This window comes from Bacillus sp. SLBN-46, from assembly GCF_031453555.1.
Taxonomy (GTDB): Bacteria; Bacillota; Bacilli; order Bacillales; family Cytobacillaceae; genus Neobacillus.
Map to the genome: position 1 here is coordinate 1,833,863 of NZ_JAVIZM010000001.1, position 24,768 is coordinate 1,858,630.

Consider the following 24,768-nt stretch of genomic DNA (forward strand, 5'->3'; position numbering starts at 1 on the left):
AATGAGACAAGCTCGAAAACGCCTTGGTGATTTGTTAATTGAAGTAGGTTTAATTACCCCTGAACAACTTCAAATAACATTAGAGGAAAAATCAAAAAACCAAAAAATTGGGGAGGCTTTGCTCCAAAGAGGCTTAATTACTGAACAACAATTAATTGAAGTACTCGAATTTCAGCTAGGTATTCCTCACATTAGCTTATTTAATTATCCTTTTGATACGAATCTCTTTTCTCTTATTTCTAAAGAATTAGCAAGAAGAAATCTAATTATTCCCCTAAAGAGAGATGGAAATAAGCTCTATGTAGCGATGTCTAATCCAATGGATTTTATTGTGATTGACGATTTACGTCTTTCAACAGGATTTCAAATCCAGCCAGCCATTGCCACAAAGGATGATATTCTTCGTGCCATAAATAAATATTACAACGTTGATGACGCTTTTGACGAGCTCCTTGGTGAATTGAAGCAAAATGAAAAGAGCCGTATAGATGATGTTACCGATCTTGATTCACCTATTGTCCGTCTCGTGAACCAGATTCTTTCAAATGCTGTGATACAAAAGGCAAGTGATATCCACTTCGACCCTCAGGAAACAAAGGTTGTTGTACGCTACCGGGTCGATGGTGTCTTACGAGTTGAACGTGTATTGCCACGTCACATGCAAGGGGTATTGACTGCTAGAATAAAAATAATGTCCAATTTAGATATTACTGAACACAGGATTCCACAGGATGGTCGAATCAAGTTAAATCTTGATTTTCATCCGGTAGACCTTCGAGTTTCCACTCTTCCTACTGTGTATGGTGAGAAAATTGTTATGCGGCTTCTTGATATGGGCTCAACATTAAATGATTTAAGTAAACTTGGATTTAACACACTTAACTTAAAACGATTTAATGAGATGATTGAAAAGCCCACTGGCATTGTCCTAATTACAGGACCAACTGGATCTGGTAAATCATCTACACTCTATGCTGCTCTAAACAAGTTAAATGATGAAACAGTTAATATTATAACAATTGAAGACCCGGTAGAATACCAATTAGAAGGGATTAATCAAATACAGGTGAACCCAAATGTGGGTATGACTTTTGCTGCTGGTTTAAGATCGATTCTTCGACAAGATCCGAACATTATCATGGTCGGAGAAATCCGGGATAAGGAGACAGCGGAAGTGGCTATTCGCGCATCATTAACTGGTCACTTAGTGTTAAGTACCCTTCATACAAATGATTCCATTGGAACAGTTACCAGGTTAATCGATATGGGAGTGGAACCATTCTTACTTGCCTCCTCCTTAAGTGGGATTGTGGCACAACGTCTTGTTCGTAAAGTGTGCCGTGATTGTCAGGTATCTATAGAACCATCTAAGCGAGAGCATGAAATTTTTGCAAGACGAGGAATGAAGGTTGAAAAAGTAACACGTGGCAAGGGGTGTTCCTCCTGTAATATGACTGGCTATAAAGGAAGGATAGCACTTCATGAAGTGTTAGTCATCAATGACGAGATAAGTAGAGCAATGATGAATGGGGAGTCTTTTCAAAAATTAAAAGAACTTGCAAATAAAAATAAAACCATTTTCTTACTTGATGATGGCTTATTAAAAATAAAGCAAGGTTTAACAACAACCGAAGAAGTATTAAAAGTAGCAATTCTGGAGTAGGAGTAAATGAGCATGAAAGAAAAAATAGATGCGATCTTAAGGGCAGCAATTGAATATAAAGCTTCCGATGTTCATTTAACTGTCGGAGTGCCGCCGGTCATGCGTATAAATGGTGATTTAAGAAGGTATGGATCTGATAAATTGCTACCAGATGACACCGAGGCAATGGCACATGCCATTATTCCAGATAATATGTGGGATATTTTTAAAGATAAAGGGGAGCTTGATTTCTCTTATGGTGTTCCAGGCAGCTCGCGATTCCGTGTAAATGCGTATCACCAACGGAAAAGTGTATCTTTAGCTCTAAGGGTTGTTGCTTCAAAGGTTCCCTCAATTGAAGACTTAGATTTACCTGAAATTGTATCTAAGCTAGTAGAGAAGCCCCAAGGTCTTATTCTTGTAACTGGTCCTACAGGGAGCGGAAAATCAACGACACTTGCTTCTATGATTGATTATATGAACCGTACGATGCGAAAGCATATCATTACTCTAGAGGATCCAATCGAGTATCTCCATCGTCATGGAAACTCGATTATCGACCAACGAGAAGTAGGATTTGATACAAATAACTATGCCAGTGGCTTAAAAGCAGCGCTTAGACAAGACCCTGATGTCATTCTTGTTGGAGAGATGCGTGACTTGGAGACGATGTCAATTGCAATCACAGCAGCAGAAACCGGGCATCTTGTACTGGGAACGCTCCATACTTCAAGTGCACCGACAACTATTAACCGGATTATCGATGTGTTTCCTTCAGGACAGCAACCACAAATACGAATACAGTTAGCATCTGTATTAGTCGGTGTTATATCTCAACGATTATTCCCGACTGTTGACAAAAAAGGAAGAAAAGCTGCCACTGAGATATTGATTAATAATGCTGCAATTGCTAACCTAATTAGAAATGAGAAAATCCATCAAATTCAAAGTACGATGCAAACGTCACGTGCCCAGGGAATGCATACGCTCGAGATGAGTATTAGAGATCTAATTGATAGAAATGTGATTCAAAAGGAAGCCGCTTCACAATACTTGCATGAAAAGATGATGATGAATGGCTAGATTTAAATATTCTGGACGTGATCGAAAAGGTAAGCGGCAGGGCACTATAACTGCGGGGTCAAAAAGGGAAGCAATGATGAAGCTTAAGGAAGAGGGAATCAGAGTCATTGAAGTGAATGAAGTTCCTGAAACCTTGTTTACGAAGGATATCTCTATTGGTAATCCGGTAAAGCTTCAGCACTTTGTCATATATTTAAGGCAATTTTCTACGTTAATTAAAGCAGGGGTAACAGTTGTAGAAGCAACATCCATTCTAGCTTTTCAAACAGAAAGTAAAGGGCTAAAAAAGGCTTTGATTGATGTGGAGCAAGAACTACGTGAAGGGAACCCATTTTCTGAAGCTGTAGCAAAGCATAAGAAAATATTTACTCCAATGTTTATTAACATGGTAAAGGCAGGAGAAATAAGTGGGAATTTGGATGAAACACTAGACAGATTGGCGGATCATTTTGAAAAACAACACTATACAATCCAGAAGATAAAGTCGGCTTTATCCTATCCAATTGCTGTTGGAATCATTGCTGTAGCAGTTGTGATATTTTTACTTATTGCCGTTGTACCCACATTTGTTTCAATGTTTGATGATATGGGAGGAGAACTGCCTGGTATTACAAAGTTTGTTCTTGCTGCAAGTGGCTTTATGCAAGCGTTTTGGTGGTTAGTGGCTGTAATTATTTTTGGCTTTATAGTCTTATTTGCCTATTTTAGAAGCAACATGAAAACAAAATATTATCTAGATTATATGTTATTGAGGATGCCTATTTTTGGGAATCTTCTCCAAAAAGCTGCACTTTCAAGAATGATGAGAACGCTAAGCTCGTTATTTTCAAGTTCTGTTCCAATTCTTCAAGCAATGGCCATTGTTGAAAAAGTTGTCGAGAATGAGGTACTTTCAAGGGTAATTCGTGAATCTCGAGATTCACTAGAAAAAGGCCGTTCGATGACTGAACCTATGCAAAAACACTGGGCTTTTCCACCTCTGGTTACCCAAATGATAGCAATAGGGGAAGAGACTGGTGCACTAGATGCGATGTTATCAAAAATTGCTGAATTCTATGAGAAAGAAGTAGAAACAGGCACTGACCAATTAAAATCGTTAATAGAACCAATAATGATTGTAGTTTTAGCTGGGCTTGTTGGGACAATTGTAACTTCAATAATGGTTCCAATGTTTAGCATGTTCGACCAATTCCAACAAATGAATCAATAACTGACAAGAAGATTAAAAAGTAGATAAAAAGTAACAAAATACCAAAAAAGTCTCTTTTCAATAGTTTGTAAATTAATGTATACTAACAGAGACAATATTACTAGGTTCTTAGAACCATATAGGAGATGGAATTATGGTTAATAAGTTAAAGAATAAGATAAAAGAACAAAAAGGATTTACCCTAATCGAATTACTTGCAGTTATCGTTATTCTAGGAATTCTTGCTGCTATTGCAGTACCATCTATCTTAGGTTTAATAGACAATACTAAAAAGGATGCTCATGTAGCTAATGCAAACCAAATGATAGCTTCTGCAAAAATGGCTGTTGCTAACAATGCAGAATTACAAAAAACTGGAACAAAGTTATTAACATTGGAGTATTTATTATCTAATAATTATATTGAGACTATTAAAGATCCAGATAGTGATAATGTCTATGTTGCAAAGCCTTCAAGTGCAGTTGCTATTACAGACCTTCCTACTGCAGAAGCAACAGTTGCTACTGATCTTGAAGCTGCTAAAGCATATGTTGTAGTTACAGATGGTAAAGTTGTAGCAGTAAAACTAGTTGGAAGTACTAGAGGTATCCAAGGTACCGATAAAAAGGCAGTTAGTGTAGCAACTACAGAATTAAAAAGAATCAATGTTAAGTAAACTTTAATATGATCGGTTATATTCTACTTTTTTCATATGGTGTTTTATTCGGATCGTTTTATAATGTTGTAGGAATTAGAATTCCATTAAAAAAATCAATTGTTGCCCCACGTTCGGCTTGTCAAACATGTGGACATCAACTAAAGTCCTATGAATTAATACCAGTATTATCTTATTTGCTTCAAAAAGGGAAATGCCGCGGCTGTCAGTCGCGGATTTCTCCAATATATCCGACTATCGAACTACTTACAGGTATCCTGTTTGCGACATCTCCACTAGTGGTTGGGTGGTCTAGTGAATTGGTCCTAGCGTTAACACTAATTTCTATGTTTATCATTATCATAGTTTCAGATATTCACTATATGATCATCCCTGATAAAATTCTCATCTGGTTTGCAGGGATTTTTTTATTGGAACGGATTATTTGGCCGTTACACCCATGGTGGGACAGCTTGGCAGGTGCAGTCACCGGTTTTGTCCTCCTATTAATCATTGCTCTTGTCAGCAAAGGCGGTATGGGCTTTGGTGATGTAAAACTTTACGCGTTACTAGGTTTCGTTTTAGGTTTCAAACTAGTCCTTATGTCCTTCTTTCTTTCGACATTATATGGTGCCGTTCTTGGTGGAGTTGCACTGTTGTTTAGAATTGTCCAAAGGCGTCAGCCGATACCTTTTGGACCTTTTATTGCAGCGGGAACCTTATCCGCTTATTATTGGGGATCGGAAATGATTGAACTTTATTTACGCTTTCTTAATCAAGGATTTTAACTAAGGGGTTTTTTACATGGCTTTTTCCCTCTTCTCATCCAAAAACCGAATAATTAATCTAGTACTAAATGACCACTCTATTCGTTTTGTGGAACTGAAACAAATGAATCCCCCTACAGCTCAAAAATGGGGAGAGCGTTTTTTGCCACCAGGAATTATTTGCGATGGTAAAATTGCAGATATGGATTCGTTAGTAAATATTTTGGATGAGTGCATTGATGAATGGAAAATTCAACGACGTCAAATCCGCTTTGTTGTTCCAGACCAACTGGTCATCATCCGGAAGGTGTCCGTACCTGCAGAGATTCAAGAGGATGAAATGAAGGGTTATCTTTATTTAGAGCTCGGTTCTAGTATTCATTTACCATTCGAAGAACCAATTTTTGATTACTACCCACTTTCACAAAATGAAAAAACAAAGGATCTTCTTTTATTTGCTGCACCAGAACAGTATGTGATGGAATATGCAGACTTATTTTCCAGCTTAAAGCTGACACCTGTTGCTGCGGATATTTCTCCGTTGGCACTTTACCGCTTATATCACCAGCTCGGACATGGAAATGAAAACGAGAACCTTTTGACCATCCAGTTTGATTTAACGAGTGTAAATTTATGTATATTTGAAGGAGCTGTGCCTATAGTCATGCGTCCGTTTGCCCTTCCGTTTAACTTAGACCACTGGGAAATACGATATGACAATATGGGGACCATGGACTTTAAATACACAGGTGAAGCGAATGAATTAGTTATCCAGTTTGAAGATATTTTAAAAGAGTTAAGTAAATTGCTAGATTTTTATCGGTATGCGCTTAACAATGAGAAACATGATATATCCAAGTTTCTGCTAGTCGGTGATCATCCGATGATCCAGGCTGTAACTGAAGAAATGAAAGAAAGATTTGAAGCTCCAGTTGAGAGGCTACTTGTTGATTCTACTAATAAAGGAAAAACAGGAAGCGTGCCGGCAAATCTATTACTATCACTAGGTCTCGCTTTAAAAGAGGTGAATTAATGCAATGCTAGTTGAAATTAACCTGCTTCCACAGAAGGAACCGAAAAAATTTAGCTTTATAATACTGATTGCAGGACTACTTGCGTTATTCATTCTCATTGGTGGCTATTATTTTTGGCAAACCCAATCCATAAACGCCGAGATAGCATCTTTAAATAAACAAATTACGATGACCAAAAAGATTGCTGATAAAGAACAGAAAAACAGTGATACAGTGGCATCTACTAGTTCTGTGGGTCAATTGAAAAGTGCCATTGAGTGGGCAAGTGACTATTCTCTTCAAACAGTACCAGTCATGCAGCACTTAACATCGTTATTACCAGAACGTGGCTTTATCCAATCCTTTGCCTATACTGAAGCCGGAACCGTTACGCTTACGGTTCAATTTGATAGTGCTAGAGAGGCAGCCTACTTTTTAGATAGTTTACACGAGTCTAAATGGATTGATGAGGCGAGTCTTAACTCACTATCAACCACACAATCTGAATCAGAAACTACTGCTGCTAATGCTACTGCAGCTTCAAATAGCACATCAACTACAACGAATCCGACAACAAGTGCTAATCAGACAACAACAGCTACAACAACTGTTGAGGGGCAGAACAACCCGACAGTTGGGACATCCGACCAAACTGCACAAAGCAACACAGCAACTACAACCAATCAGACGAGTGTAACAACTGCAACAACAAATTCAACAATAAAGAAGTCTACCAACTATCTTCCTCGTTATACAGGACAGTTTGAAATTAAGTTCAACAAGGAAGAAATCAAGAAAAGTACGAAGAATAGCAAGATGGATGGGGAAGGAGTGAAGGGCTCATGAGGCTTTATCTCTCTAAAAAGCACAAATTGATTGTAGCTATCGGTGCTCTTTTGCTAGTATTACTCATCGTCTATGCACAATTCTTTTCCTTAACACCATTAAAGTCTGACTTAGGTATTAAGCAACAGGAATTAAAGTCAGAGCAAAAGCTATTGGATATTGTCAGTCAAAAAAGGGCTGCTTCCGCCAAAACGACAACGGTTGACACAAAGGAGCTCCAGAAGAAACTTCCTGTTGGTCCACTTCAGGAGCAGTTTATTCTAGACCTTGAAAAAGCAGAGAATGTATCGAACAGTCAGATTACATCTATGGGATTTAGTAAGGATGCAGATGTTACGGTTACAAGCGACCAAGCAGCTGCCGATCCAAATGCTGCCCAAGCAACAACGACAAACACTGCGCAAACAACTACGCCAGATCCAAATGCGGCGCAAACTCAACAGCCGGCCAATCCTGTACCTACAGGATTAAAAAAAATGACTGTCCAGTTGAGTGTGGAATCACCGAAATATGAGGATTTAGAAAAATTTATCGAAACGTTGGAATCCTTACAGCGATTAGTGGTAGTTGAGGCCATAACCTATTCTGGTGGACAAGAAATTACCAGTCTGAGCCAAGAAGATTCACCTATTAGTTATAGCCTAACAGTTTCAGCTTTTTATATGCCAACTCTAGCTGATCTAGCTGCTGAACAGCCAAGGATCGATGCACCTGCACCAGCGGGTAAGGATAACCCATTAAGTCAGTTTCCTTCAACCGCACAAACGCAGCCGTAATTAACAACACTGCGAACTTACAAATATTTTGACGAAAGTCTACGCTAACAAGACGACAAAAGTCTTGTTATTTTTTTTTGCCTATATGTTAGGATGAAACCAATGAGCTAGCGGAAGAGAGGAGTACGAATCGTGGACAAGCCTAACAAAGGCAATACAATTAAGATTAAATTAAATGGAGAAAATACAAAGTTTGAAGAAGAAGCTCCAAAAAAGGAGCCAGAAGTCAGCACAAACACAACGACTAGAGTGATCAAAATAAACCCAGCACCAACAGAATCGGACAGCTATCTAGAGACAGCTGCTGCACAGGAGTCTGTCGATGAGAGCTTTGACTGGATCATTCCTGAATCCTCTGACGCTGATCTTGTGGAATATAAAATTGCCACTACCACGAATACGAAGAAAAATGGTCCTAAAAAGAACACATCTTTTTCTTCAAACAGCATTAAGAAGAATGGTAGGCCGCTAGGCTCTATCTTTGTTTCTGCGACCTTTGCCATCCTTATCGGTCTAACGATTGGTATTTTTATGCTGAAGATGGTGACAGAACCAAGTAAGAAGGTGGCAACTGTACCCACTGTGGTGGAAGAAACAGGTGGAACGGAAACGACTACAACAACTACTGGGAAAACAACTACTGCTGTGATTGAGCAATTAACAGCCTATGTTATCCAAGGCGGAGTTTTTTCGTCCAAAGATGGAGCAAAGGCAACAGCTGATCAGATTACAGAAAAGGGAATACCTTCGCAATTAGTTGAAATGAGCGGAAAACAATACCTATTTCTTGGTGTAGCGGATACCATTGATATGGCTAAATCACTTGGAAATCAGTACAAAGAAAATGGGGTTAAAGAGGTATTTGCCAAGCCGCTATTAGTAGATGAAAAGAAGGTGGCAGACGTATCTGAGAAGGAAAAGGCCTTTTTAGAAGGGGCACCTACCATCTATCAGGCGTTGTCAATTGTGACTTCTGGCGCCATGGTTACGAATTCAATTCCCGAGGAATCCACCAAGACATTAACAGCTTTAGGTGAGCAGTTAAAGGTAAGTGGATTGAAAAATGAGAATGTAAAAAAGCTACATGCAGAATTAGCTGGTGCAGACGCTAAAATTAAGGACTTTCAAAAATCAAAAGACGAGAAAAGCCTAAGTGCAGCCCAACAGCACTTATTAAACTTTTTATCAGTCTACTATTCCATGTAATCGACAAAAAACCATATTTTCCGGGAAATGAATAATGAAATAAAGCTTGTCCAAATAGGGCAGGCTTTTCGTCGTCATAATAACTGATAGAATTCATATTCAAATGCATAATTTGACAGATTTCTTCAAAATTTAGTTATATAAAAATTGTTTGCTTCTACAATTTCTGATAGGATTGAATTGTATCTCCCTAATGAAGCAAAAAAGGTAAGGTGATTGAATGCAGAACCTCATTTTAGCCTCTTCTTCTCCACGGCGAAAAGAACTTCTAGAAAATCTCCGCTTAACATTCGCAGTCTCAAGCAGTGAAGCAGACGAAAGCTTTGACCCCACACTCTCCCCAGAGGAAGTAGTAATGGAGTTAGCCGAACGAAAGGCACAAGCTGTGTTTAAGGACAATCAAGAGGCCTTTGTTATCGGTTCGGACACGATTGTTTTTGCGAATAATCAAATTTTAGGAAAGCCAGCTGATGAAGCAGAAGCCGTTCGTATGCTGAAAACTCTTTCAGGGTGTCAGCATGAAGTGTTTACAGGTGTTTCAATAGTGTCTCCAACGAGCAAGACCCGTTTCTATGAAAAAACAGAAGTATGGTTTTGGGAGTTAACGGAGGACGAAATCCGTTCATATGTGAAAAGTGGTGAACCGCTTGATAAAGCAGGTGCCTATGGAATTCAACAGCTCGGAAGTATGCTTGTCAAAAAAATAAATGGAGATTATTTTGCGGTTGTCGGTCTGCCAGTAGCAAGGACAATCAGAGAACTAAGTAAGGCAGGCTACCAGTTACCGTATTAACTTTTTTGTGCCTTAACTCCCGAATACAGGGAGGAAAAAAATGTCAACTGATACATTAATGATTCGCGATTTTCCACAAGATGAAAGGCCACGGGAACGTTTTATTCAACACGGACCACAAAGCTTATCTAATCATGAACTAATTGCAATTCTGCTAAGGACTGGAACAAAGGATGAATCCGTCCTGCAATTGTCGAATCGTCTGTTGAACCATTTTGAGGGCTTACGGCTATTAAAAGGCGCTACGTTAGAAGAGATAACCGAAATTAAAGGAATAGGTTCAGCAAAGGCCATTCAAATTTTAGCAGCGGTAGAAATTGGCAGACGGATTTCCAACCTATCCTTTAATGACCGCTATGTAATCCGCTCCCCAGAGGATGGAGCCAAGTATGTCATGAATGATATGCGCTTTTTATCGCAGGAACATTTTGTTTGTTTATATTTAAATACAAAAAATCAGGTCATTCATAAACAAACGGTTTTTATCGGCAGCTTAAATGCTTCGATTGTTCATCCACGCGAGGTTTTTCGCGAGGCATTAAAGCGCTCCGCTGCGAGCATCATAGCTCTTCATAACCATCCTTCCGGGGACCCCACACCAAGCCGCGAGGATATTGAAGTGACTAAGAGATTGGTTGAGTGCGGAAAAATTATTGGGATTGACCTTCTTGACCATTTAATCATTGGTGAAAATAAGTTTGTGAGTTTAAAGGAAAAAGGGTATTTATAATACTATTGTTTTATTTGACGATACGATATAATATTAGTTATGATTTTTTAGGACTGCCTGTGAAAGGGCCAATAAATAATTAGGAAATAGACATGATAAGTAAGGCGATTACCTGCCTATTGCTATTTTGCATTTTGTACGTGTAGAAAGGGAGATACAACACTATGTTTGGAATTAGATCAAGAGACCTTGGAATTGACTTGGGTACAGCGAATACCCTCGTATATGTAAAAGGAAAAGGAATTGTTTTGCGTGAGCCATCAGTAGTTGCCATGCAGACAGATACAAAAAATATCGTCGCAGTTGGTAATGATGCGAAAAATATGATCGGACGGACACCAGGGAATGTGGTTGCTCTAAGACCGATGAAGGACGGGGTAATTGCTGATTTTGAAACAACGGCATCAATGATGAAGCACCATATTCGTCAGGCCCAAAAAAGTAATAATCCTTTTTCAGGAAAGCCATATGTTATGGTTTGTGTGCCTTCAGGTATAACTGCGGTTGAGGAGCGGGCTGTGATTGACGCGACAAGACAAGCTGGTGCGAAGGATGCTTACACCATTGAAGAACCATTCGCAGCTGCGATTGGTGCGAACCTACCTGTTTGGGAGCCAACTGGTAGTATGGTCGTTGATATTGGTGGAGGAACTACTGAAGTTGCGATTATCTCTTTAGGAGGAATCGTGACAAGCCAATCGATTCGCGTGGCTGGAGACGAAATGGATGATAGCGTTATTTCGTATATCCGCAAGAATTATAATTTAATGATTGGGGAGCGTACTGCGGAATCCATCAAAATGGAAATTGGTTCAGCAGGTATACCGGAAGGAATCGACAACATGGAAATTCGCGGACGTGATTTATTAACAGGTCTGCCGAAAACCATTGAAATCACGGCAAAAGAAATTGCCACCGCATTAAATGACACGGTCTACGCGATTGTAGAGGCTGTAAAAAATACATTAGAAAAAACACCACCTGAGCTTGCAGCGGATATTATGGACCGCGGTATTGTATTAACGGGTGGAGGTGCGCTTCTGCGCAATTTGGACAAGGTTATTAGTGAAGAGACCAAAATGCCAGTCCTTATTGCTGAAAATCCACTCGATTGCGTTGCAATTGGGACAGGAAAAGCGTTAGATCATATTCATTTATTTAAAAACAAAGCGAAAGACTCAAGATAAAAGAGGAAGCTTCTTTTTAGGCTACGCCATTTTATCTAAAAAAAATAGAGGTGTATAATCATGCCACAGTTCTTCTTGAATAAACGACTGATTATTTTGCTTGTCAGCATTATTGTTCTCGTGGCATTGATTGGGTTTTCTTTAAGGGAGAGAGAGAAACTTACCTGGCCGGAACAATTTATTAAAGATACAGCCGGCTGGGTTCAATCCCTGGTTTCAAAGCCTACCAACTATGTTGCCGGCTTTTTTGAAAATCTCCAGGACTTAAGTAATACATATGAAGAGAATAAAGAATTAAAATCACGGATTGAAAATCTTGTCAGCCTTGAAGCAGAAGTTCAAGAACTGAAAAAAGACAACAAAGAATTGCGTGACGTTCTCGGTGAAAAAGAGACCCTGAGAGATTTGAAACCACTTCCAGCTACAGTTATTGGTAGAAATCCTGATCGTTGGCATGAAATGATTATTATCGACAAAGGTAATCTACAAGGAGTTAAGAAAAATATGGCTGTTGTTACGGCAAGCGGGTTGATTGGAAAGGTTAAGAGTGTAACTCAATTCAGTTCAACCGTACAGCTGTTAAGTGCAATGGACCCTAAGAATCGGATTTCCGCTATTGTTCAAGGAACTACCGATGTGTACGGACTTGTTGAAGGCTATGACAAAGAGAAAAAATTACTTATGGTGAAGGCGATTCCTTCTAGTGCGAAAATTGAAAAAGGCCAGACGGTAATTACTTCTGGCTTAGGTGGTATTTTCCCTAAAGGATTAATGATTGGGAAAGTAGTAGAAGTAAATCCGGATCAGTATGGTCTAAACCAAACTGCACTTGTCAAACCAGGTGCCGATTTCTATGACATCAAGACAGTGATGGTTACGAAGAGACTTATGGCCGAGCCAAATCAAAATGATTTAACCGGTGGGAAGGAGGAAGGATCGTGAAAAAATTCCTTCTTCCTCTTTTGTTTCTATTTTTATTGATTTTTGAAAGTATCTTTGTTCAATACTTACCAGATGGCATTTTGGGTAAGGATCGAATCCTTGTACCGCACTTTCTTTTTGTAGCACTGTTGTTCTTAACGATTTTTGTGGGTAAAAAGAAAGGTGTCATTTATGCAGCTATTTTCGGGCTGTTGTTTGATGTGGTTTACGTAGAAATTATTGGAATTTATTTATTTCTCTATCCATTCATTTCGTATCTTGTATCTAAAATCATGCACATCATGCAGGCGAATTTTATCATTGCCTTCCTCGTTTCCCTTTTCGCTGTTGCATTATTAGAGGTGGGTGTCTATGAAATGGATTATTTAATCCATGTGACAAACCTTGATTTTATGAGTTTTCTTACTTTGCGTTTTTATCCAACCCTTATATTAAATGCGGCTTTTATTATCTTAGCAGGCTATCCTTTAAAGAGATTCTTTGAAAAGCATTTGGAATCGTTACGAGATGAATAATGAGTTTCGGCTTTCCACTTTTAGGTTCCTTGCTACATAAGTTTTTCATTTAAAAAAAGAGGAGAATGGACGCATCATGTCGAATTATTATCAGATAGTCTGTACTTTCGATTCAGAATTAGCGTATGGACGTGCAAATTCCCTTGGATTTTAGGGGAATTGCACGTTTCTAGATGGCTTTCTTAATTATGAGGTGAAAATTCTCCATGAAAAAACGGCAAAATGTTACAATAAAAGGAACGAAGGAAGGTCTCGTCCTTCATCTTGATGATAAGTGTTCTTACGACGATTTAAAAAAAGAACTGGATCAGAAGCTTTCGGCGAATTTAAGAACACAGGATGACCGCCACTTAATTTCTGTTAAAGTTGAAATTGGGAATCGGTATATTACGGAAGAACAACGAGAAGAACTAAAGCACTTAATTCGACAGAAAAAGAATTTAGTTGTGGATGATATTGTTTCAAATGTCATCACAAAAGTGGAAGCAGAACGATTAAAGGCAGAAGCGGGGATTATGACTGTATCTAGAATCATTCGTTCGGGCCAAGTTCTTGAAACTTCAGGCGATCTGCTGTTGATTGGTGATGTGAATCCTGGTGGGACCGTCGTTGCAGGCGGTAATATCTTCATTATGGGGACCTTAAAGGGTGTAGCTCATGCAGGTTGTTTCGGAAATGAACAAGCCGTGATAGCGGCATCAAGCATGAAACCATCACAGCTTAGAATTAGCGATTGCATCAATCGTTCGCCTGATTCCGTAAAAACTAGCGAAAATCGCGAAATGGAATGTGCTTATATAGATGATAATCGACAAATTATCGTTGATAGATTACAAGCTTTAATTCATTTAAGGCCAGATTTAACTAGATTAGAAGGGGGACATTAAAGTGGGAGAAGCAATAGTAATTACTTCTGGCAAGGGCGGCGTTGGTAAAACAACGACATCCGCAAATATTGGGACGTCTTTGGCCCTTCAAGGAAAAAAAGTATGCTTAGTGGATACAGACATCGGTCTTCGAAACTTAGATGTCGTAATGGGGCTTGAAAACAGAATCATTTATGATCTAGTCGATGTAGTAGAAAAAAGATGTAAAATTCATCAGGCGTTAGTAAAGGACAAACGATTTGATGGATTATTATATCTACTTCCCGCTGCGCAAACCGTTGATAAATCGGCGGTTAAACCAGAACAAATGAAAGAGCTTATTACAGAATTAAAGCAGGACTATGATTATATAATTATTGATTGCCCCGCTGGTATCGAACAAGGATTCCAGAATGCAGTGGCAGGAGCAGATAAGGCGATTGTTGTCACAACACCAGAAGTATCTGCGGTACGTGACGCGGACCGTATTATTGGTCTCTTAGAAAAACAAAGAAACATGGAGCCTCCAAAATTAGTGGTCAACCGCATTCGTAATCATATGATGAAGAGCGGGGACATGCTGGAGATTGATGAAATTACCCAGCATTTATCTATTGAGTTGATTGGAATTGTTGCGGATGATGAAGAGGTAATTAAAGCATCAAATCACGGAGAACCTATTGCCCTTAATCCAAACAGCAAAGCATCGATTGCCTATCGAAATATTGCTAGAAGAATTCTAGGCGAATCGATTCCATTGCAACCACTAGATGAAGTAAACAAAGGCGTCTTCACCAAACTTAAGAAGTTCTTCGGAGTTAGATAAATACAAGCCTGTTCACGATCCACCGTGGACAGGCTTTTTTTTTAAAATGTAAATTCAGTCATACTCTCAAAAATTCTCTCATAGACTTGTACAAAAAAGTGGGAAAAGGGTTGATGGGAATGGCGCGGTCTACACCGGAGGAAATACGGCGACGAATCGCTAAAAGAAAAAAAGATATGGGTTCAACAACAGCAACAAAAGGTCCCGAACGTCCAGAACGTCAAATCGCTTGGCCTGGTGATGATGATGACAAATATGGATTTAATTATACGGGTAGCTCCAAAAATAGCAACGGAGACGACGGACATCCGTTATTTAAAAAAGAAGTGTTCTTCTTCAAAATATTGGCTTCCATCCTCCTTTTTCTCGTGGTAGCCATTCTGTTTCGCAACCAGACAGCGACTTTTGATCCAGTAAGGGATTATGTGACCAGTGCAATGGACAAGGACTTTAAATTTGCTACTGTTTCAAATTGGTACGAAGATAAGTTCGGCAAACCCTTAGCACTTCTGCCTTTCTCAGAGGGAGATAAAACAGACAAAAAAGAAGAAGTGGTCCAAACAGAATTTTCTGTCCCAGCCATGGGTAAGATCCTCGAAAACTTTGAAAAAAATGGCCAAGGAATCATGATTGAAACAGGTAAAGGAGCGCCAGTCCAATCCATTAACGGTGGGGTAGTCACCTTTGCAGGAGTAAAAGAGGGGATTGGAAAAACCGTCATCATCCAGCATTCAGATGAAACGGAAACATGGTATGGAAACTTAGACGAAATAAAAGTAAACCTATACGAATATATCGACAAGAGAACCGTTGTTGGAACAGTTTCCACTTCAACGGGTGAAGATAAAACAAAAGGGAAATATTACTTTGCCATTAAAAAAGGCGATGATTTTATCGACCCAATCCAGGTGATCCGTTTTGAATAGAGCCATTTCATTACTCAGACAAGTTCATATCCACCCCTTGCTGTGGATTATCATTGCTATATCTATCGCGACCGCACATTTCCTTGAAGTTTGCTTGCTGCTAGGGATCATTTTTATACATGAAATGGGGCATGCAGCGGCAGCTTCTTTTTTTTCATGGAGAATCAAAAAAATCTCCCTTCTCCCCTTTGGCGGGGTGGCAGAGATGGATGAACACGGCAATCGTCCATTAAAGGAAGAATTAATTGTGGTGGTAGCTGGACCGCTTCAGCATCTTTGGATGATGGGAGTAGCTTACCTCTTACTTTCGTTCTCGTTGATATCTGAAGACCTATTTCAGCTCTTTATCAACTACAACTTAATGATTTTTATTTTTAATCTTTTTCCAGTTTGGCCGCTTGATGGGGGTAAGCTGGTGTTTTTACTGCTCTCATTAAAACACTCCTTTCCGAGTGCACACAGGCTGACACTTATCCTTTCCTTTTTAAGTTTGGGTCTTTTTTCATTCCTAATCTTATTAATTGCGCCATCACATATCAACGTATGGGTTATTATCGCCTTCCTAGCATTTTCTCTTTACCATGAATGGAAGCAGCGGCGCTTTATTTTTATGAGATTTTTATTAGAACGCTATTATGGAAAAAAATCGAATCCAAGTGCCTTAAAGCCTATACAGGCGAATGAGCATGATTTATTGATCCACGTTTTAGAAAAATTTCAACGAGGCTGCAAACATCCAATTATAGTGGAAGCAGCGGGGAAAGAAAAAGGAATCTTAGATGAAAATGAACTTTTACATGCGTACTTTACAGATAAACGATTAACAGATAAAATCAGCGACCTTCTATTTTTATATTGATTATGGTTATAATGAAGTCATCTATGAAAAAAGTGAGGAAGCTGGATTGGAAACACTACTTATCAACTACACAACGCGGGAAAAGAGGTTGGCCTATCTCAGAAATAACCGTGTTGAAAATATCATCATTGACCGACCAGGTAATCAATCACTGGTCGGTAATATTTATTTTGGGACCGTTACGAAGGTACTTCCAGGCATGAATGCAGTGTTCATCGATATTGGTGAGGAAAAAAATGCCTATTTACACCGAGATCAGCTGCCTTCGTATGTACAGTCCGCTGAAAAACAACAGAACGTCACCTCATTTGTTCACCAGGGAGAGAAAATGCTCGTTCTGGTGGATAAGGATGCAACAGGCACAAAAGGTCCTAAAGTGACGGGGATTATTGAAATACATGGAAACCATCTGATTTATATGCCTACCGGTCGCTATGTGGCAGTTAGTAAAAAAATTGCAGATGATAAGCAAAACATTACCCTTCGAAAATTAGGCAGCAGCCTGAAAACGGAGGAAGAGGGAATCATTTTTCGGACGTCCAGCATGACCTGTACGAAAGCGGAGATTGAAGAGGAATTGATGGTACTACGTCAACAATACCAGGAATTGCTCCAGCAAGCATCACACCTTAAGAAGCCAGGCCTCCTATCTCAGAAAGATACCTTTATGGAAATGGTACTAGAACGAGTGGCCGCCATGGAGACAGGTGAAGTAATGGTAGACGATTTGACTGTTAAGAAGCTGCTTGAACAGAACAATCCGCACCTTAAAATTACTTTTTACAATGGAAAAGAAAATCTTTTCTCCGTCAATAAGGTAGAGCATGAAATTGACAAAGCACTCAAACGGATTGTCTGGCTGGATCATGGTTCCTATCTTATTTTTGACGAAACCGAAGCTCTAACCATAATTGATGTAAATACGGGGAAGTTTTCTGGAAAAACGGATTATCAAGATACTGTGTTAAAAACGAATCAGTTCGCCGCTAAAGAAATTGTCAGACAGCTGCGGCTTCGTGATATCGGTGGAATTGTACTAATCGATTTTATTGATATGAAGCGTGAAAAGGACAAGCAATCGATTCTCTCCCTAATGGAATTAGAGCTATCAAGGGATGAAAAAAGAACAAAGATAATCGGATTTACTCCACTTGGCATTCTTCAAATCACTAGGAAGAAGACGAAGGTAAGTATTTCTGAGGCATTACAAGAGAAGTGTCCGGTTTGTGAGGGGACGGGGCGGATTCTCAGCGCTGAAACGGTGGCTTTTCGATTAGAAAGAGAGCTGCTAGAGCACCGTCATGCTGATTTCGAAGCCATTCTAGTTGAGACAACAGAAGAGGTAAAGGCCGCACTCTTAGGCGAAAATGAGGCGCATAAAGATGTGTTAGAAGACCTGTTACGGGTTAACTTATATTTTTCTATACAAGCCTCTGAACGGCATTATTATCAATTAAAGCAGTTCGGTACAATACAGGAGATTTCTCAACGAGCAATGGATTATTCGTAAGGAACTAAATAATAGGTTGACACTTTCGATTAAATTATGTATGATTTTAATGTTATGTTTGTAGCGCACCCGTGCTACAACCGCACAGAACAGGTAATAAGATTTCTGCAGATTTGCAGGAGCGCCTGTAATTGGCGAGTCTGAGTTTATAAGGAGGTGCAGTTCATGTACGCAATTATCGAAACTGGCGGTAAGCAATTGAAAGTCGAAGAAGGCCAAGCTATCTACATCGAGAAATTAGATGTTGAAGCTGGTGAGACTGTTACTTTTGACAAAGTTCTTTTCGTTGGCGGTGAAACTGTAAAAGTTGGAAGTCCTGTTGTTGCAGGCGCTACTGTTACAGCTAAAGTTGAAAAACAAGGCCGTGCGAAGAAAATCATTGTTTTCAAGTACAAAGCGAAGAAAAACAATCGTAAGAAGCAAGGTCATCGTCAACCTTACACTAAAGTAATCATCGAAAAAATCAACGCGTAAGGTGTTGAAAAAAGATGATAGGTATTACTATTTATCGTACTGAATCCGGAAAAATTCAATCATTCGAACTAAGCGGTCATGCCTTGTTCGCGGATCGTGGAAAAGATATCGTCTGTGCAGGCGTATCCGCCGTGTCCGTTGGTGCTATCAATGCGGTGCACGAGCTTACCGGCGTTACTCCAGACCTTGAACATCGGGCAGATGGCTTTCTCCGCTGCGTTATCCCGGAAGAACTTCCGGAGGACGTATATGAGAAAATCCAGATTCTTCTCGAAGGAATGGCTGTCTCATTACGATCGATTGAAGAAACATACGGAGAGCACATAAAAATTACCTTCAAAAAGCAGGAGGTGGAATAAATGTTATTAAAATTAGATCTTCAGTTGTTTGCATCTAAAAAGGGTGTAGGTTCTACAAAGAACGGACGTGACTCTATCGCAAAGCGCCTTGGTGCTAAGCGTGCAGACGGACAATTTGTAACTGGTGGTTCAATCCTTTACCGTCAACGCGGTACAAAGATTTACCCAGGTGAAAACGTTGGCCGTGGAGGCGACGACACTCTTTTTGCAAAAGTTGACGGCGTTGTGAAATTTGAACGTTTCGGTCGTGATCGCAAAAAAGTGAGCGTTTATCCAGTAGCTCAAGAAGCTTAAGGATTACTTTGAAAACTCTAACCTGTTTGGTTAGAGTTTTCTTTTTGCTGCGAAAGTACACCTTCCATCAAAACTCTTCAAGGAAACTACTTCGTCAAGCTCATTTTTTACCACAAACCAAATCATTCAGATAAAAATGCTTACTCTTGGAAATTTTTTTGATATACTAACAGCAAACAATGTTCCGGATTTATGTAGGAGTGTGAGTATGGAGAGAGAATGGGATATCGTTGAAGTGTTGCGGCACTCACGACACGATTGGTTAAACAAACTGCAATTAATAAAGGGAAACTTGGATTTAAATCGAATGGACCGGGCAAAAGCAGTAATTGATGAAATTGTGATTGAGGCTCAGCATGAGACCAAGCTTTCAAATTTACATATGCCTTTGTTTGCTTCCTTACTATTAAAATCCAATTGGGTGAACCCTTCATTTAAACTGGAATATGAGGTTTTTCAAGACACTGAGTCAACAAAAATTGATGACATAATGATTACAAGTTGGACAAATTCCTTTTTTTCATGTTTAAATAAGGCAATTGAAGCATTCCAGGAAAATCATTTATCAATAACAATTGAACCGCAATCAGATGGAGTTCGTTTCTTTTTTGATTTTAGCGGGATAATACTAAAAAGGGAACTGATTGAAGAATGCCTTTCTGACCAGAAGAAGCCATTAGAGCTAGAGGTGAAGGAATTCACTGAAAATGAACTCTCTGTAGAAATATTTATGCCTGCTTTATAAGGGCTTGAAGGCGTTTTCGTAATACATCAGTTTATTTAAAAGTGCAAGTCGGGAGGAATAAGATGTTTGTCGATCAAACGAAGATATATGTAAAAGGTGGAGACGGTGGCAACGGGATTGTCGCTTATCGCCGTGAAAAATATGTACCAAAAGGCGGTCCAGCTGGCGGTGATGGCGGTAAAGGGGCAGATGTGATCTTTGAAGTAAATGAAGGACTCCGTACCTTAATGGATTTCCGCTACCAACGTCATTTCAAGGCGCCACGTGGTGAACATGGAATGTCAAAAAATCAGCACGGTAGAAACGCGAAGGATATGCTCGTTAAAGTCCCACCGGGTACGGTAATCATTGACGCTGAGACAAAAGAAGTTCTAGCCGATCTTGTTGAACATGGTCAGCGTGCAATTATTGCTAAAGGTGGTCGCGGAGGTAGAGGGAATTCTCGATTCGCTACCCCGTCAAATCCGGCTCCAGAGATTGCTGAAAATGGTGAACCTGGACAGGAGCGCGAAGTAATATTAGAACTTAAGCTTCTTGCTGATGTTGGTCTTGTAGGCTATCCAAGTGTAGGGAAATCAACCTTATTATCAGTGGTTTCATCCGCAAGACCAAAAATTGCGGAATATCATTTTACAACGATTGTTCCTAACCTTGGTATGGTTGAAACAGAAGATAATCGAAGCTTTGTTATGGCAGACCTTCCAGGCTTAATTGAAGGTGCACATGAAGGCGTAGGTCTAGGACATCAATTTTTACGACATATTGAACGGACAAGGGTCATTGTTCATGTCATCGATATGGCAGCAACTGAAGGCCGGGATCCATTTGAAGATTATTTGAGTATTAATAAAGAGTTAGAAGAATATAACCTCCGACTAACAGAGCGTCCGCAAATTATTGTTGCGAATAAAATGGACATTCCGGAAGCGGAAGAGAATTTACAAAAATTCAAAGAACGTCTCGAAGAGGATTATCCAATATTCCCAATTTCAGCAATTACTAGAAAGGGACTAAGGGAGCTTTTATTCTCTATTGCAGATAAGATTGAGCAAACTCCAGAGTTCCCGCTTGACCATGAAGAAGAGGATACAGGCGTACATCGTGTTCTTTATAAGCACGAAGCAGACCCAGAGGCTTTTTATATTACGAGAGAGCCAGATGGTTCGTTTGTTATTTCTGGTGAAAAGATTGAAAAAATGTTTAAAATGACTAATTTTCAAACAGAAGAATCTGTTCGCCGTTTCTCACGCCAGCTTCGTACTCTTGGGGTAGATGAAGCATTAAGACAAAGAGGAGCAAAAGACGGGGATATCGTTAAGTTGATGGAATTTGAATTTGAGTTTATTGATTAGTTTCTGTAAGAGATCGAGGTAGAGAGATGAAGATGGATAACGTTGATAAAAAATTTTATCTGGTCCGTGAAGATGTGTTGCCTGAAGCGATGAAAAAAACCATAGATGTGAAGGATATGCTTGAACGTGGCAAAGCAGAATCGGTGGCAGATGCCGTTCAAAAGGTTGATTTAAGCAGAAGCGCCTATTATAAATACAGAGATACGGTCTTTCCTTTTTCAACGATTACAAAGGAAAAGCTTATCACCCTATTTTTCCATTTAGAGGATCGCTCCGGCACTCTCTCCAAACTTTTAGGAGTAGTTGCATCGTCTGGCTGTAATGTCTTAACTATTCATCAAACGATTCCACTTCAGGGCAGAGCTAACGTGACGTTGTCGTTAAACACATCGAACTTGACTTTGGGATTCGATGAAGTGCTTTCTGAGTTAAGAAAGCTTGAATTTGTCGAGAAAGTAGAAGTGCTGGGAACAGGTGCATAAATGAACCGATTGTTCATTATGCTTGGCTGTTTTCAGCCTTCTTTTTATATTCTTGGGGGTGGAGAAGAATGAAGGTTGGTTTTTTAGGACCAAAAGCTACGTTTACAGAACTCGCAGTTAAGAAGGTTTTTCCAGGATTTGATCTTATGCCGTATCGAACCATTCCTGAAAGCATGGATGCCTTAGTAGAAAAGGAAGTAGACCTTGCTGTGGTACCGATTGAAAATGCCCTTGAAGGGTCCGTTAATATTACACTTGATTATTTAACACATATGGTTCAGGTTCCAATTGTTGGGGAAATTACGTTACCTATTAAGCAACATCTAATGGTTCATCCATCTAATGCAGAAAATTGGATGGAAGTCTCCAAAATCTACAGCCATTCTCATGCCATTGCTCAATGCCATAAATTCTTACATAACCAATTTAAAGGCATCCCATATGAGGCTGTATCTTCAACGGCAGCGGCTGCTCAGTTTGTTATGGAACGACCTGAATTAAAATCTGCTGCGATTGCGAATGAACTGGCTGCAAAAGAATATGGGCTGGCCATTGTTAAAAGGAACATTCATGATTTTGACTACAACCATACTCGTTTTGTGGTTTTAACTGAATCCGATTTTGATTTTTCAGTATTAAGTGGTTCGACTCATTACAAAACAACGTTGATGGTGACGCTTCCTGCAGATGACCAAGCTGGGGCACTTCATCAAGTGTTATCTGCCTTTGCGTGGAGAAAATTAAACCTTTCAAAAATTGAATCAAGACCTATGAAGACAGGAATTGGCAATTACTTTTTCATAATTGACATTGAAATGAAACTTGATGAGGTTTTGATTCCGGGCGCTATGGCGGAGTTAGAAGCGTTAGGCTGCGGCGTAACATTATTAGGCAGTTATCCATCCATAATGGTAAAACTAGATTAAAAATAAAGGACCCGCTGCATATAGCGAGTCCTTTTATGATTCAATGAGATAGCCTTCATCTTTTAACGCGGCTTCTGCTTTATCTAAGATATCAATACTTGAGGCTGAAATGGTATGAAGATGGATTCCATCTGTTAATTGAGATAATAATGAAGCCCCTGTATTCTGGATGTTTTGCATAAACTGTTTAACTTCTTGACGATTAGAAACCATAATCGATGCAGTTAAATCTCCGTAAACCGTGTGTTCAATTTTGACATCTTTCACTAATACTCCATGGTCAACGAGCAAATTAAGCTCCTTTTCAGTGTCCTCAGGTGAATGTCTACACGCAATCGTCCTGTCAAACGTACTTTTACTAGAGTTTTGCTGTAAATAAATATACCCTTGACTGGTTGCGATAATCGGTTCATTTTTTGCTTTAAGCAGTGTGATATCCCCTACAATCACCTGTCTACTAACATTAGTTCTACTTGCTAGCTCGCTGCCTGTTAACGGTATGGGGCTGTCCTTTAACTGTTGAAGAATGAGGGACCTCCTTTCCTCTCCCAATATTTTCTTTTGCTCTACCATACAATTCCTCCTACATCTAATTCTGTTTTACCATTCTAGCATAGTTTCGTTTGATTTAATAAGGGAACACCTCAAAATGTCTTTACAATAGTAACAATCGTTTCTCCAAGACGGACAACATCCTCAAGGGAGGTGCTTTGACCAAAAGAGACCCGTATAAACTCCTTTGCTTCTTCCGAATTTAGCCCAAGTGCCTGAGTTACCTTTGCGGGTTGTTGCATCCCGATCTGACAGGCGCTTCCTGTTGATATAGCAAAGCCTAATCGATTACATTCAAGCATCAACCATTGTCCCTGGATGCCACTAATTCCAAGCCCGATGATAGAAGGAAGCTGAGACTCCTCGCCAGCTTGGTAAAGCTTAATTCTGTCTTTTATGGGACCAAGTGCCTCAATAAAATTACGCCTCAACGACTGAAAAAGAATGGTATCCTCACTGAGCCTTGCGTGAATTTTCTGTGCGGCTACTGTCATGGCAGCTATGGCTGGGATATTTAACGTACCAGGGCGGAATCCCTTTTCATGAGAGGCTCCAGGAAAAAATGGTTCCCACTTAATTCGGGGATCGACATAGGCTCCCCCAATCCCTTTTGGTCCATAAATTTTATGACCAGAAAAAGATAAACTACTGACAAGAGAAGCGATGGGTTTTATATCTATTTTACCAAAGGATTGAACAACATCGCAGTGCAGGTGTATGTTGTTAACGTTACATACTTTAGCCATTTTTTCGATAGGCTGGATTGTTCCTATCTCTGAATTTACATGTTGCAGGATCATCAAAATCGTATCAGATTTTATTGCATGCAATAGCTGTTCTTGATCAATCAGTCCCGCTGAATCAAACGGTACCAGAGTGATTTCATATCCAACATTTTTTAACCTGTTAAGCGTTCCATGGACAGATGAATGCTCCGCTATTCCAGCAATAATATGGTTCCCTTCTTTTTTAGGGGAGGACAATAATGCCTCAATCGCTAAAAAATTCGCTTCCGATCCACCACTGGTAAAAAAAAGCCCATTTTTATCAATCCCGATTAGATTGGCTAATTCTTCTCGACAATTTTCAAGTAATGAATGTGAAAGTCCACCGATATCATGAAGACTGCTGGAATTGCCATAGTATTCTGTTGCAACTTTTGTATATACCTGCGCTACTTCTGGATCGATAGGCGTTGTGGCTGCAAAATCACAATATATCATGAAACTTCTCCCATACTCATTTTTTGGTTC

Annotated in this window: 28 protein-coding genes and 1 other annotated feature; of the genes, 26 read left to right on the forward strand and 2 right to left on the reverse strand. The window is 39.6% G+C overall.

The window, feature by feature from the left end:
• Position 1 precedes the first annotated feature (1 nt).
• From QFZ87_RS09295 to pheA, 26 genes are all read left to right on the forward strand, one after another.
• On the forward strand, positions 2-1,663 hold the full coding sequence (locus QFZ87_RS09295; RefSeq protein ID WP_309860327.1) for a GspE/PulE family protein: 1,662 nt from the start codon (positions 2-4) through the stop codon (positions 1,661-1,663).
• A 12-nt stretch (positions 1,664-1,675) separates the two neighbouring features.
• The gene (locus QFZ87_RS09300; protein WP_309860329.1) at positions 1,676-2,725 is read left to right on the forward strand and encodes a type IV pilus twitching motility protein PilT; all 1,050 of its coding nucleotides are present in this window, start codon (positions 1,676-1,678) and stop codon (positions 2,723-2,725) included.
• Entirely contained in the window at positions 2,718-3,935 is a 1,218-nt protein-coding gene (locus tag QFZ87_RS09305) for a type II secretion system F family protein (RefSeq protein ID WP_309860331.1), read from the forward strand. The genes QFZ87_RS09300 and QFZ87_RS09305 overlap by 8 nt, the downstream gene beginning before the upstream one ends.
• 133 nt (positions 3,936-4,068) lie before the next feature.
• The gene (locus QFZ87_RS09310) at positions 4,069-4,590 is read left to right on the forward strand and encodes a type II secretion system protein (protein WP_309860333.1); all 522 of its coding nucleotides are present in this window, start codon (positions 4,069-4,071) and stop codon (positions 4,588-4,590) included.
• An 8-nt stretch (positions 4,591-4,598) separates the two neighbouring features.
• Complete coding sequence (locus QFZ87_RS09315) at positions 4,599-5,357, forward strand: prepilin peptidase (protein WP_309860335.1); 759 nt, start codon at positions 4,599-4,601, stop codon at positions 5,355-5,357.
• Between the two features lie 16 nt (positions 5,358-5,373).
• Entirely contained in the window at positions 5,374-6,369 is a 996-nt protein-coding gene (gene pilM / locus QFZ87_RS09320) for a type IV pilus biogenesis protein PilM (protein ID WP_309860337.1), read from the forward strand.
• A 4-nt stretch (positions 6,370-6,373) separates the two neighbouring features.
• Entirely contained in the window at positions 6,374-7,195 is an 822-nt protein-coding gene (locus QFZ87_RS09325; protein WP_309860339.1) for a PilN domain-containing protein, read from the forward strand.
• Positions 7,192-7,971: a hypothetical protein gene (locus QFZ87_RS09330; RefSeq protein ID WP_309860341.1), complete on the forward strand. Its 780-nt coding sequence runs from the start codon at positions 7,192-7,194 to the stop codon at positions 7,969-7,971. Before QFZ87_RS09325 ends, QFZ87_RS09330 begins: the two co-directional genes overlap by 4 nt.
• 132 nt (positions 7,972-8,103) lie before the next feature.
• Positions 8,104-9,177 (forward strand): hypothetical protein, encoded by a 1,074-nt coding sequence (locus QFZ87_RS09335; protein ID WP_309860343.1) that lies wholly within the window; start codon positions 8,104-8,106, stop codon positions 9,175-9,177.
• 220 nt (positions 9,178-9,397) lie between these two features.
• On the forward strand, positions 9,398-9,970 hold the full coding sequence (locus QFZ87_RS09340; protein WP_309860345.1) for a Maf family protein: 573 nt from the start codon (positions 9,398-9,400) through the stop codon (positions 9,968-9,970).
• A gap of 40 nt (positions 9,971-10,010) precedes the next feature.
• Entirely contained in the window at positions 10,011-10,700 is a 690-nt protein-coding gene (radC, locus tag QFZ87_RS09345; protein ID WP_309860347.1) for a RadC family protein, read from the forward strand.
• A 164-nt stretch (positions 10,701-10,864) separates the two neighbouring features.
• Positions 10,865-11,887 carry a rod shape-determining protein gene (locus QFZ87_RS09350; protein ID WP_309860349.1) on the forward strand — a complete coding sequence of 341 codons (1,023 nt, stop codon included), beginning with the start codon at positions 10,865-10,867 and terminating at the stop codon, positions 11,885-11,887.
• A gap of 60 nt (positions 11,888-11,947) precedes the next feature.
• Positions 11,948-12,829: a rod shape-determining protein MreC gene (gene mreC, locus QFZ87_RS09355; RefSeq protein ID WP_309860351.1), complete on the forward strand. Its 882-nt coding sequence runs from the start codon at positions 11,948-11,950 to the stop codon at positions 12,827-12,829.
• Positions 12,826-13,344 carry a rod shape-determining protein MreD gene (mreD, locus tag QFZ87_RS09360; RefSeq protein ID WP_309860353.1) on the forward strand — a complete coding sequence of 173 codons (519 nt, stop codon included), beginning with the start codon at positions 12,826-12,828 and terminating at the stop codon, positions 13,342-13,344. The genes mreC and mreD overlap by 4 nt, the downstream gene beginning before the upstream one ends.
• Positions 13,345-13,550: 206 nt before the next feature.
• On the forward strand, positions 13,551-14,231 hold the full coding sequence (gene minC / locus QFZ87_RS09365; protein WP_309860355.1) for a septum site-determining protein MinC: 681 nt from the start codon (positions 13,551-13,553) through the stop codon (positions 14,229-14,231).
• Between the two features lies 1 nt (position 14,232).
• Entirely contained in the window at positions 14,233-15,036 is an 804-nt protein-coding gene (minD, locus tag QFZ87_RS09370) for a septum site-determining protein MinD (RefSeq protein ID WP_308083018.1), read from the forward strand.
• 119 nt (positions 15,037-15,155) lie between these two features.
• On the forward strand, positions 15,156-15,962 hold the full coding sequence (locus tag QFZ87_RS09375) for a peptidoglycan DD-metalloendopeptidase family protein (protein ID WP_396133909.1): 807 nt from the start codon (positions 15,156-15,158) through the stop codon (positions 15,960-15,962).
• On the forward strand, positions 15,955-16,821 hold the full coding sequence (locus QFZ87_RS09380; protein WP_309860359.1) for a M50 family metallopeptidase: 867 nt from the start codon (positions 15,955-15,957) through the stop codon (positions 16,819-16,821). Before QFZ87_RS09375 ends, QFZ87_RS09380 begins: the two co-directional genes overlap by 8 nt.
• A gap of 46 nt (positions 16,822-16,867) precedes the next feature.
• Positions 16,868-18,331, forward strand: coding sequence for an Rne/Rng family ribonuclease (locus tag QFZ87_RS09385; RefSeq protein WP_309860360.1), 1,464 nt, complete (start codon positions 16,868-16,870; stop codon positions 18,329-18,331).
• Positions 18,332-18,399: 68 nt separating this feature from the next.
• Positions 18,400-18,483: a sequence feature (ribosomal protein L21 leader region), on the forward strand.
• Between the two features lie 13 nt (positions 18,484-18,496).
• On the forward strand, positions 18,497-18,805 hold the full coding sequence (gene rplU / locus QFZ87_RS09390; protein ID WP_283919673.1) for a 50S ribosomal protein L21: 309 nt from the start codon (positions 18,497-18,499) through the stop codon (positions 18,803-18,805).
• A 14-nt stretch (positions 18,806-18,819) separates the two neighbouring features.
• Positions 18,820-19,164, forward strand: a complete 345-nt coding sequence (locus QFZ87_RS09395) for a ribosomal-processing cysteine protease Prp (RefSeq protein WP_309860364.1) — start codon at positions 18,820-18,822, stop codon at positions 19,162-19,164.
• Positions 19,165-19,458 carry a 50S ribosomal protein L27 gene (gene rpmA / locus QFZ87_RS09400; RefSeq protein WP_191269736.1) on the forward strand — a complete coding sequence of 98 codons (294 nt, stop codon included), beginning with the start codon at positions 19,165-19,167 and terminating at the stop codon, positions 19,456-19,458.
• Between the two features lie 208 nt (positions 19,459-19,666).
• Positions 19,667-20,203, forward strand: a complete 537-nt coding sequence (locus tag QFZ87_RS09405) for a Spo0B C-terminal domain-containing protein (RefSeq protein WP_309860367.1) — start codon at positions 19,667-19,669, stop codon at positions 20,201-20,203.
• 62 nt (positions 20,204-20,265) lie between these two features.
• Positions 20,266-21,555 (forward strand): GTPase ObgE, encoded by a 1,290-nt coding sequence (gene obgE / locus QFZ87_RS09410; RefSeq protein WP_309860369.1) that lies wholly within the window; start codon positions 20,266-20,268, stop codon positions 21,553-21,555.
• Positions 21,556-21,581: 26 nt separating this feature from the next.
• The gene (locus QFZ87_RS09415; RefSeq protein ID WP_309860371.1) at positions 21,582-22,037 is read left to right on the forward strand and encodes an ACT domain-containing protein; all 456 of its coding nucleotides are present in this window, start codon (positions 21,582-21,584) and stop codon (positions 22,035-22,037) included.
• Positions 22,038-22,105: 68 nt separating this feature from the next.
• Positions 22,106-22,963, forward strand: a complete 858-nt coding sequence (gene pheA, locus QFZ87_RS09420) for a prephenate dehydratase (protein WP_309860373.1) — start codon at positions 22,106-22,108, stop codon at positions 22,961-22,963.
• Between the two features lie 33 nt (positions 22,964-22,996).
• Here the strand turns inward: pheA and QFZ87_RS09425 are convergent, their stop codons facing one another.
• Together QFZ87_RS09425 and QFZ87_RS09430 are read right to left on the reverse strand one after the other, a co-directional pair.
• The gene (locus tag QFZ87_RS09425; RefSeq protein WP_309860375.1) at positions 22,997-23,536 is read right to left on the reverse strand and encodes a transcription repressor NadR; all 540 of its coding nucleotides are present in this window, start codon (positions 23,534-23,536) and stop codon (positions 22,997-22,999) included.
• 71 nt (positions 23,537-23,607) lie between these two features.
• Positions 23,608-24,738: an IscS subfamily cysteine desulfurase gene (locus QFZ87_RS09430; protein ID WP_309860377.1), complete on the reverse strand. Its 1,131-nt coding sequence runs from the start codon at positions 24,736-24,738 to the stop codon at positions 23,608-23,610.
• Positions 24,739-24,768: the final 30 nt, after the last annotated feature.

Excerpts from the sequence above, each read along its gene's own strand:
- minC (WP_309860355.1), top strand. The coding sequence starts at position 13,551 with ATGAAAAAACGGCAAAATGTTACAATAAAAGGAACGAAGGAAGGTCTC.
- QFZ87_RS09300 (WP_309860329.1), top strand. The coding sequence starts at position 1,676 with ATGAAAGAAAAAATAGATGCGATCTTAAGGGCAGCAATTGAATATAAA.
- QFZ87_RS09330 (WP_309860341.1), top strand. The coding sequence starts at position 7,192 with ATGAGGCTTTATCTCTCTAAAAAGCACAAATTGATTGTAGCTATCGGT.
- QFZ87_RS09430 (WP_309860377.1), bottom strand. The coding sequence starts at position 24,738 with ATGATATATTGTGATTTTGCAGCCACAACGCCTATCGATCCAGAAGTA.
- QFZ87_RS09350 (WP_309860349.1), top strand. The coding sequence starts at position 10,865 with ATGTTTGGAATTAGATCAAGAGACCTTGGAATTGACTTGGGTACAGCG.
- rpmA (WP_191269736.1), top strand. The coding sequence starts at position 19,165 with ATGTTATTAAAATTAGATCTTCAGTTGTTTGCATCTAAAAAGGGTGTA.
- QFZ87_RS09405 (WP_309860367.1), top strand. The coding sequence starts at position 19,667 with ATGGAGAGAGAATGGGATATCGTTGAAGTGTTGCGGCACTCACGACAC.
- QFZ87_RS09295 (WP_309860327.1), top strand. The coding sequence starts at position 2 with ATGAGACAAGCTCGAAAACGCCTTGGTGATTTGTTAATTGAAGTAGGT.
- QFZ87_RS09415 (WP_309860371.1), top strand. The coding sequence starts at position 21,582 with ATGAAGATGGATAACGTTGATAAAAAATTTTATCTGGTCCGTGAAGAT.
- pilM (WP_309860337.1), top strand. The coding sequence starts at position 5,374 with ATGGCTTTTTCCCTCTTCTCATCCAAAAACCGAATAATTAATCTAGTA.
- obgE (WP_309860369.1), top strand. The coding sequence starts at position 20,266 with ATGTTTGTCGATCAAACGAAGATATATGTAAAAGGTGGAGACGGTGGC.
- QFZ87_RS09375 (WP_396133909.1), top strand. The coding sequence starts at position 15,156 with ATGGCGCGGTCTACACCGGAGGAAATACGGCGACGAATCGCTAAAAGA.
- QFZ87_RS09395 (WP_309860364.1), top strand. The coding sequence starts at position 18,820 with ATGATAGGTATTACTATTTATCGTACTGAATCCGGAAAAATTCAATCA.
- QFZ87_RS09340 (WP_309860345.1), top strand. The coding sequence starts at position 9,398 with ATGCAGAACCTCATTTTAGCCTCTTCTTCTCCACGGCGAAAAGAACTT.
- QFZ87_RS09325 (WP_309860339.1), top strand. The coding sequence starts at position 6,374 with ATGCTAGTTGAAATTAACCTGCTTCCACAGAAGGAACCGAAAAAATTT.
- QFZ87_RS09310 (WP_309860333.1), top strand. The coding sequence starts at position 4,069 with ATGGTTAATAAGTTAAAGAATAAGATAAAAGAACAAAAAGGATTTACC.
- radC (WP_309860347.1), top strand. The coding sequence starts at position 10,011 with ATGTCAACTGATACATTAATGATTCGCGATTTTCCACAAGATGAAAGG.
- mreC (WP_309860351.1), top strand. The coding sequence starts at position 11,948 with ATGCCACAGTTCTTCTTGAATAAACGACTGATTATTTTGCTTGTCAGC.
- QFZ87_RS09315 (WP_309860335.1), top strand. The coding sequence starts at position 4,599 with ATGATCGGTTATATTCTACTTTTTTCATATGGTGTTTTATTCGGATCG.
- QFZ87_RS09305 (WP_309860331.1), top strand. The coding sequence starts at position 2,718 with ATGGCTAGATTTAAATATTCTGGACGTGATCGAAAAGGTAAGCGGCAG.
- pheA (WP_309860373.1), top strand. The coding sequence starts at position 22,106 with ATGAAGGTTGGTTTTTTAGGACCAAAAGCTACGTTTACAGAACTCGCA.
- rplU (WP_283919673.1), top strand. The coding sequence starts at position 18,497 with ATGTACGCAATTATCGAAACTGGCGGTAAGCAATTGAAAGTCGAAGAA.
- QFZ87_RS09425 (WP_309860375.1), bottom strand. The coding sequence starts at position 23,536 with ATGGTAGAGCAAAAGAAAATATTGGGAGAGGAAAGGAGGTCCCTCATT.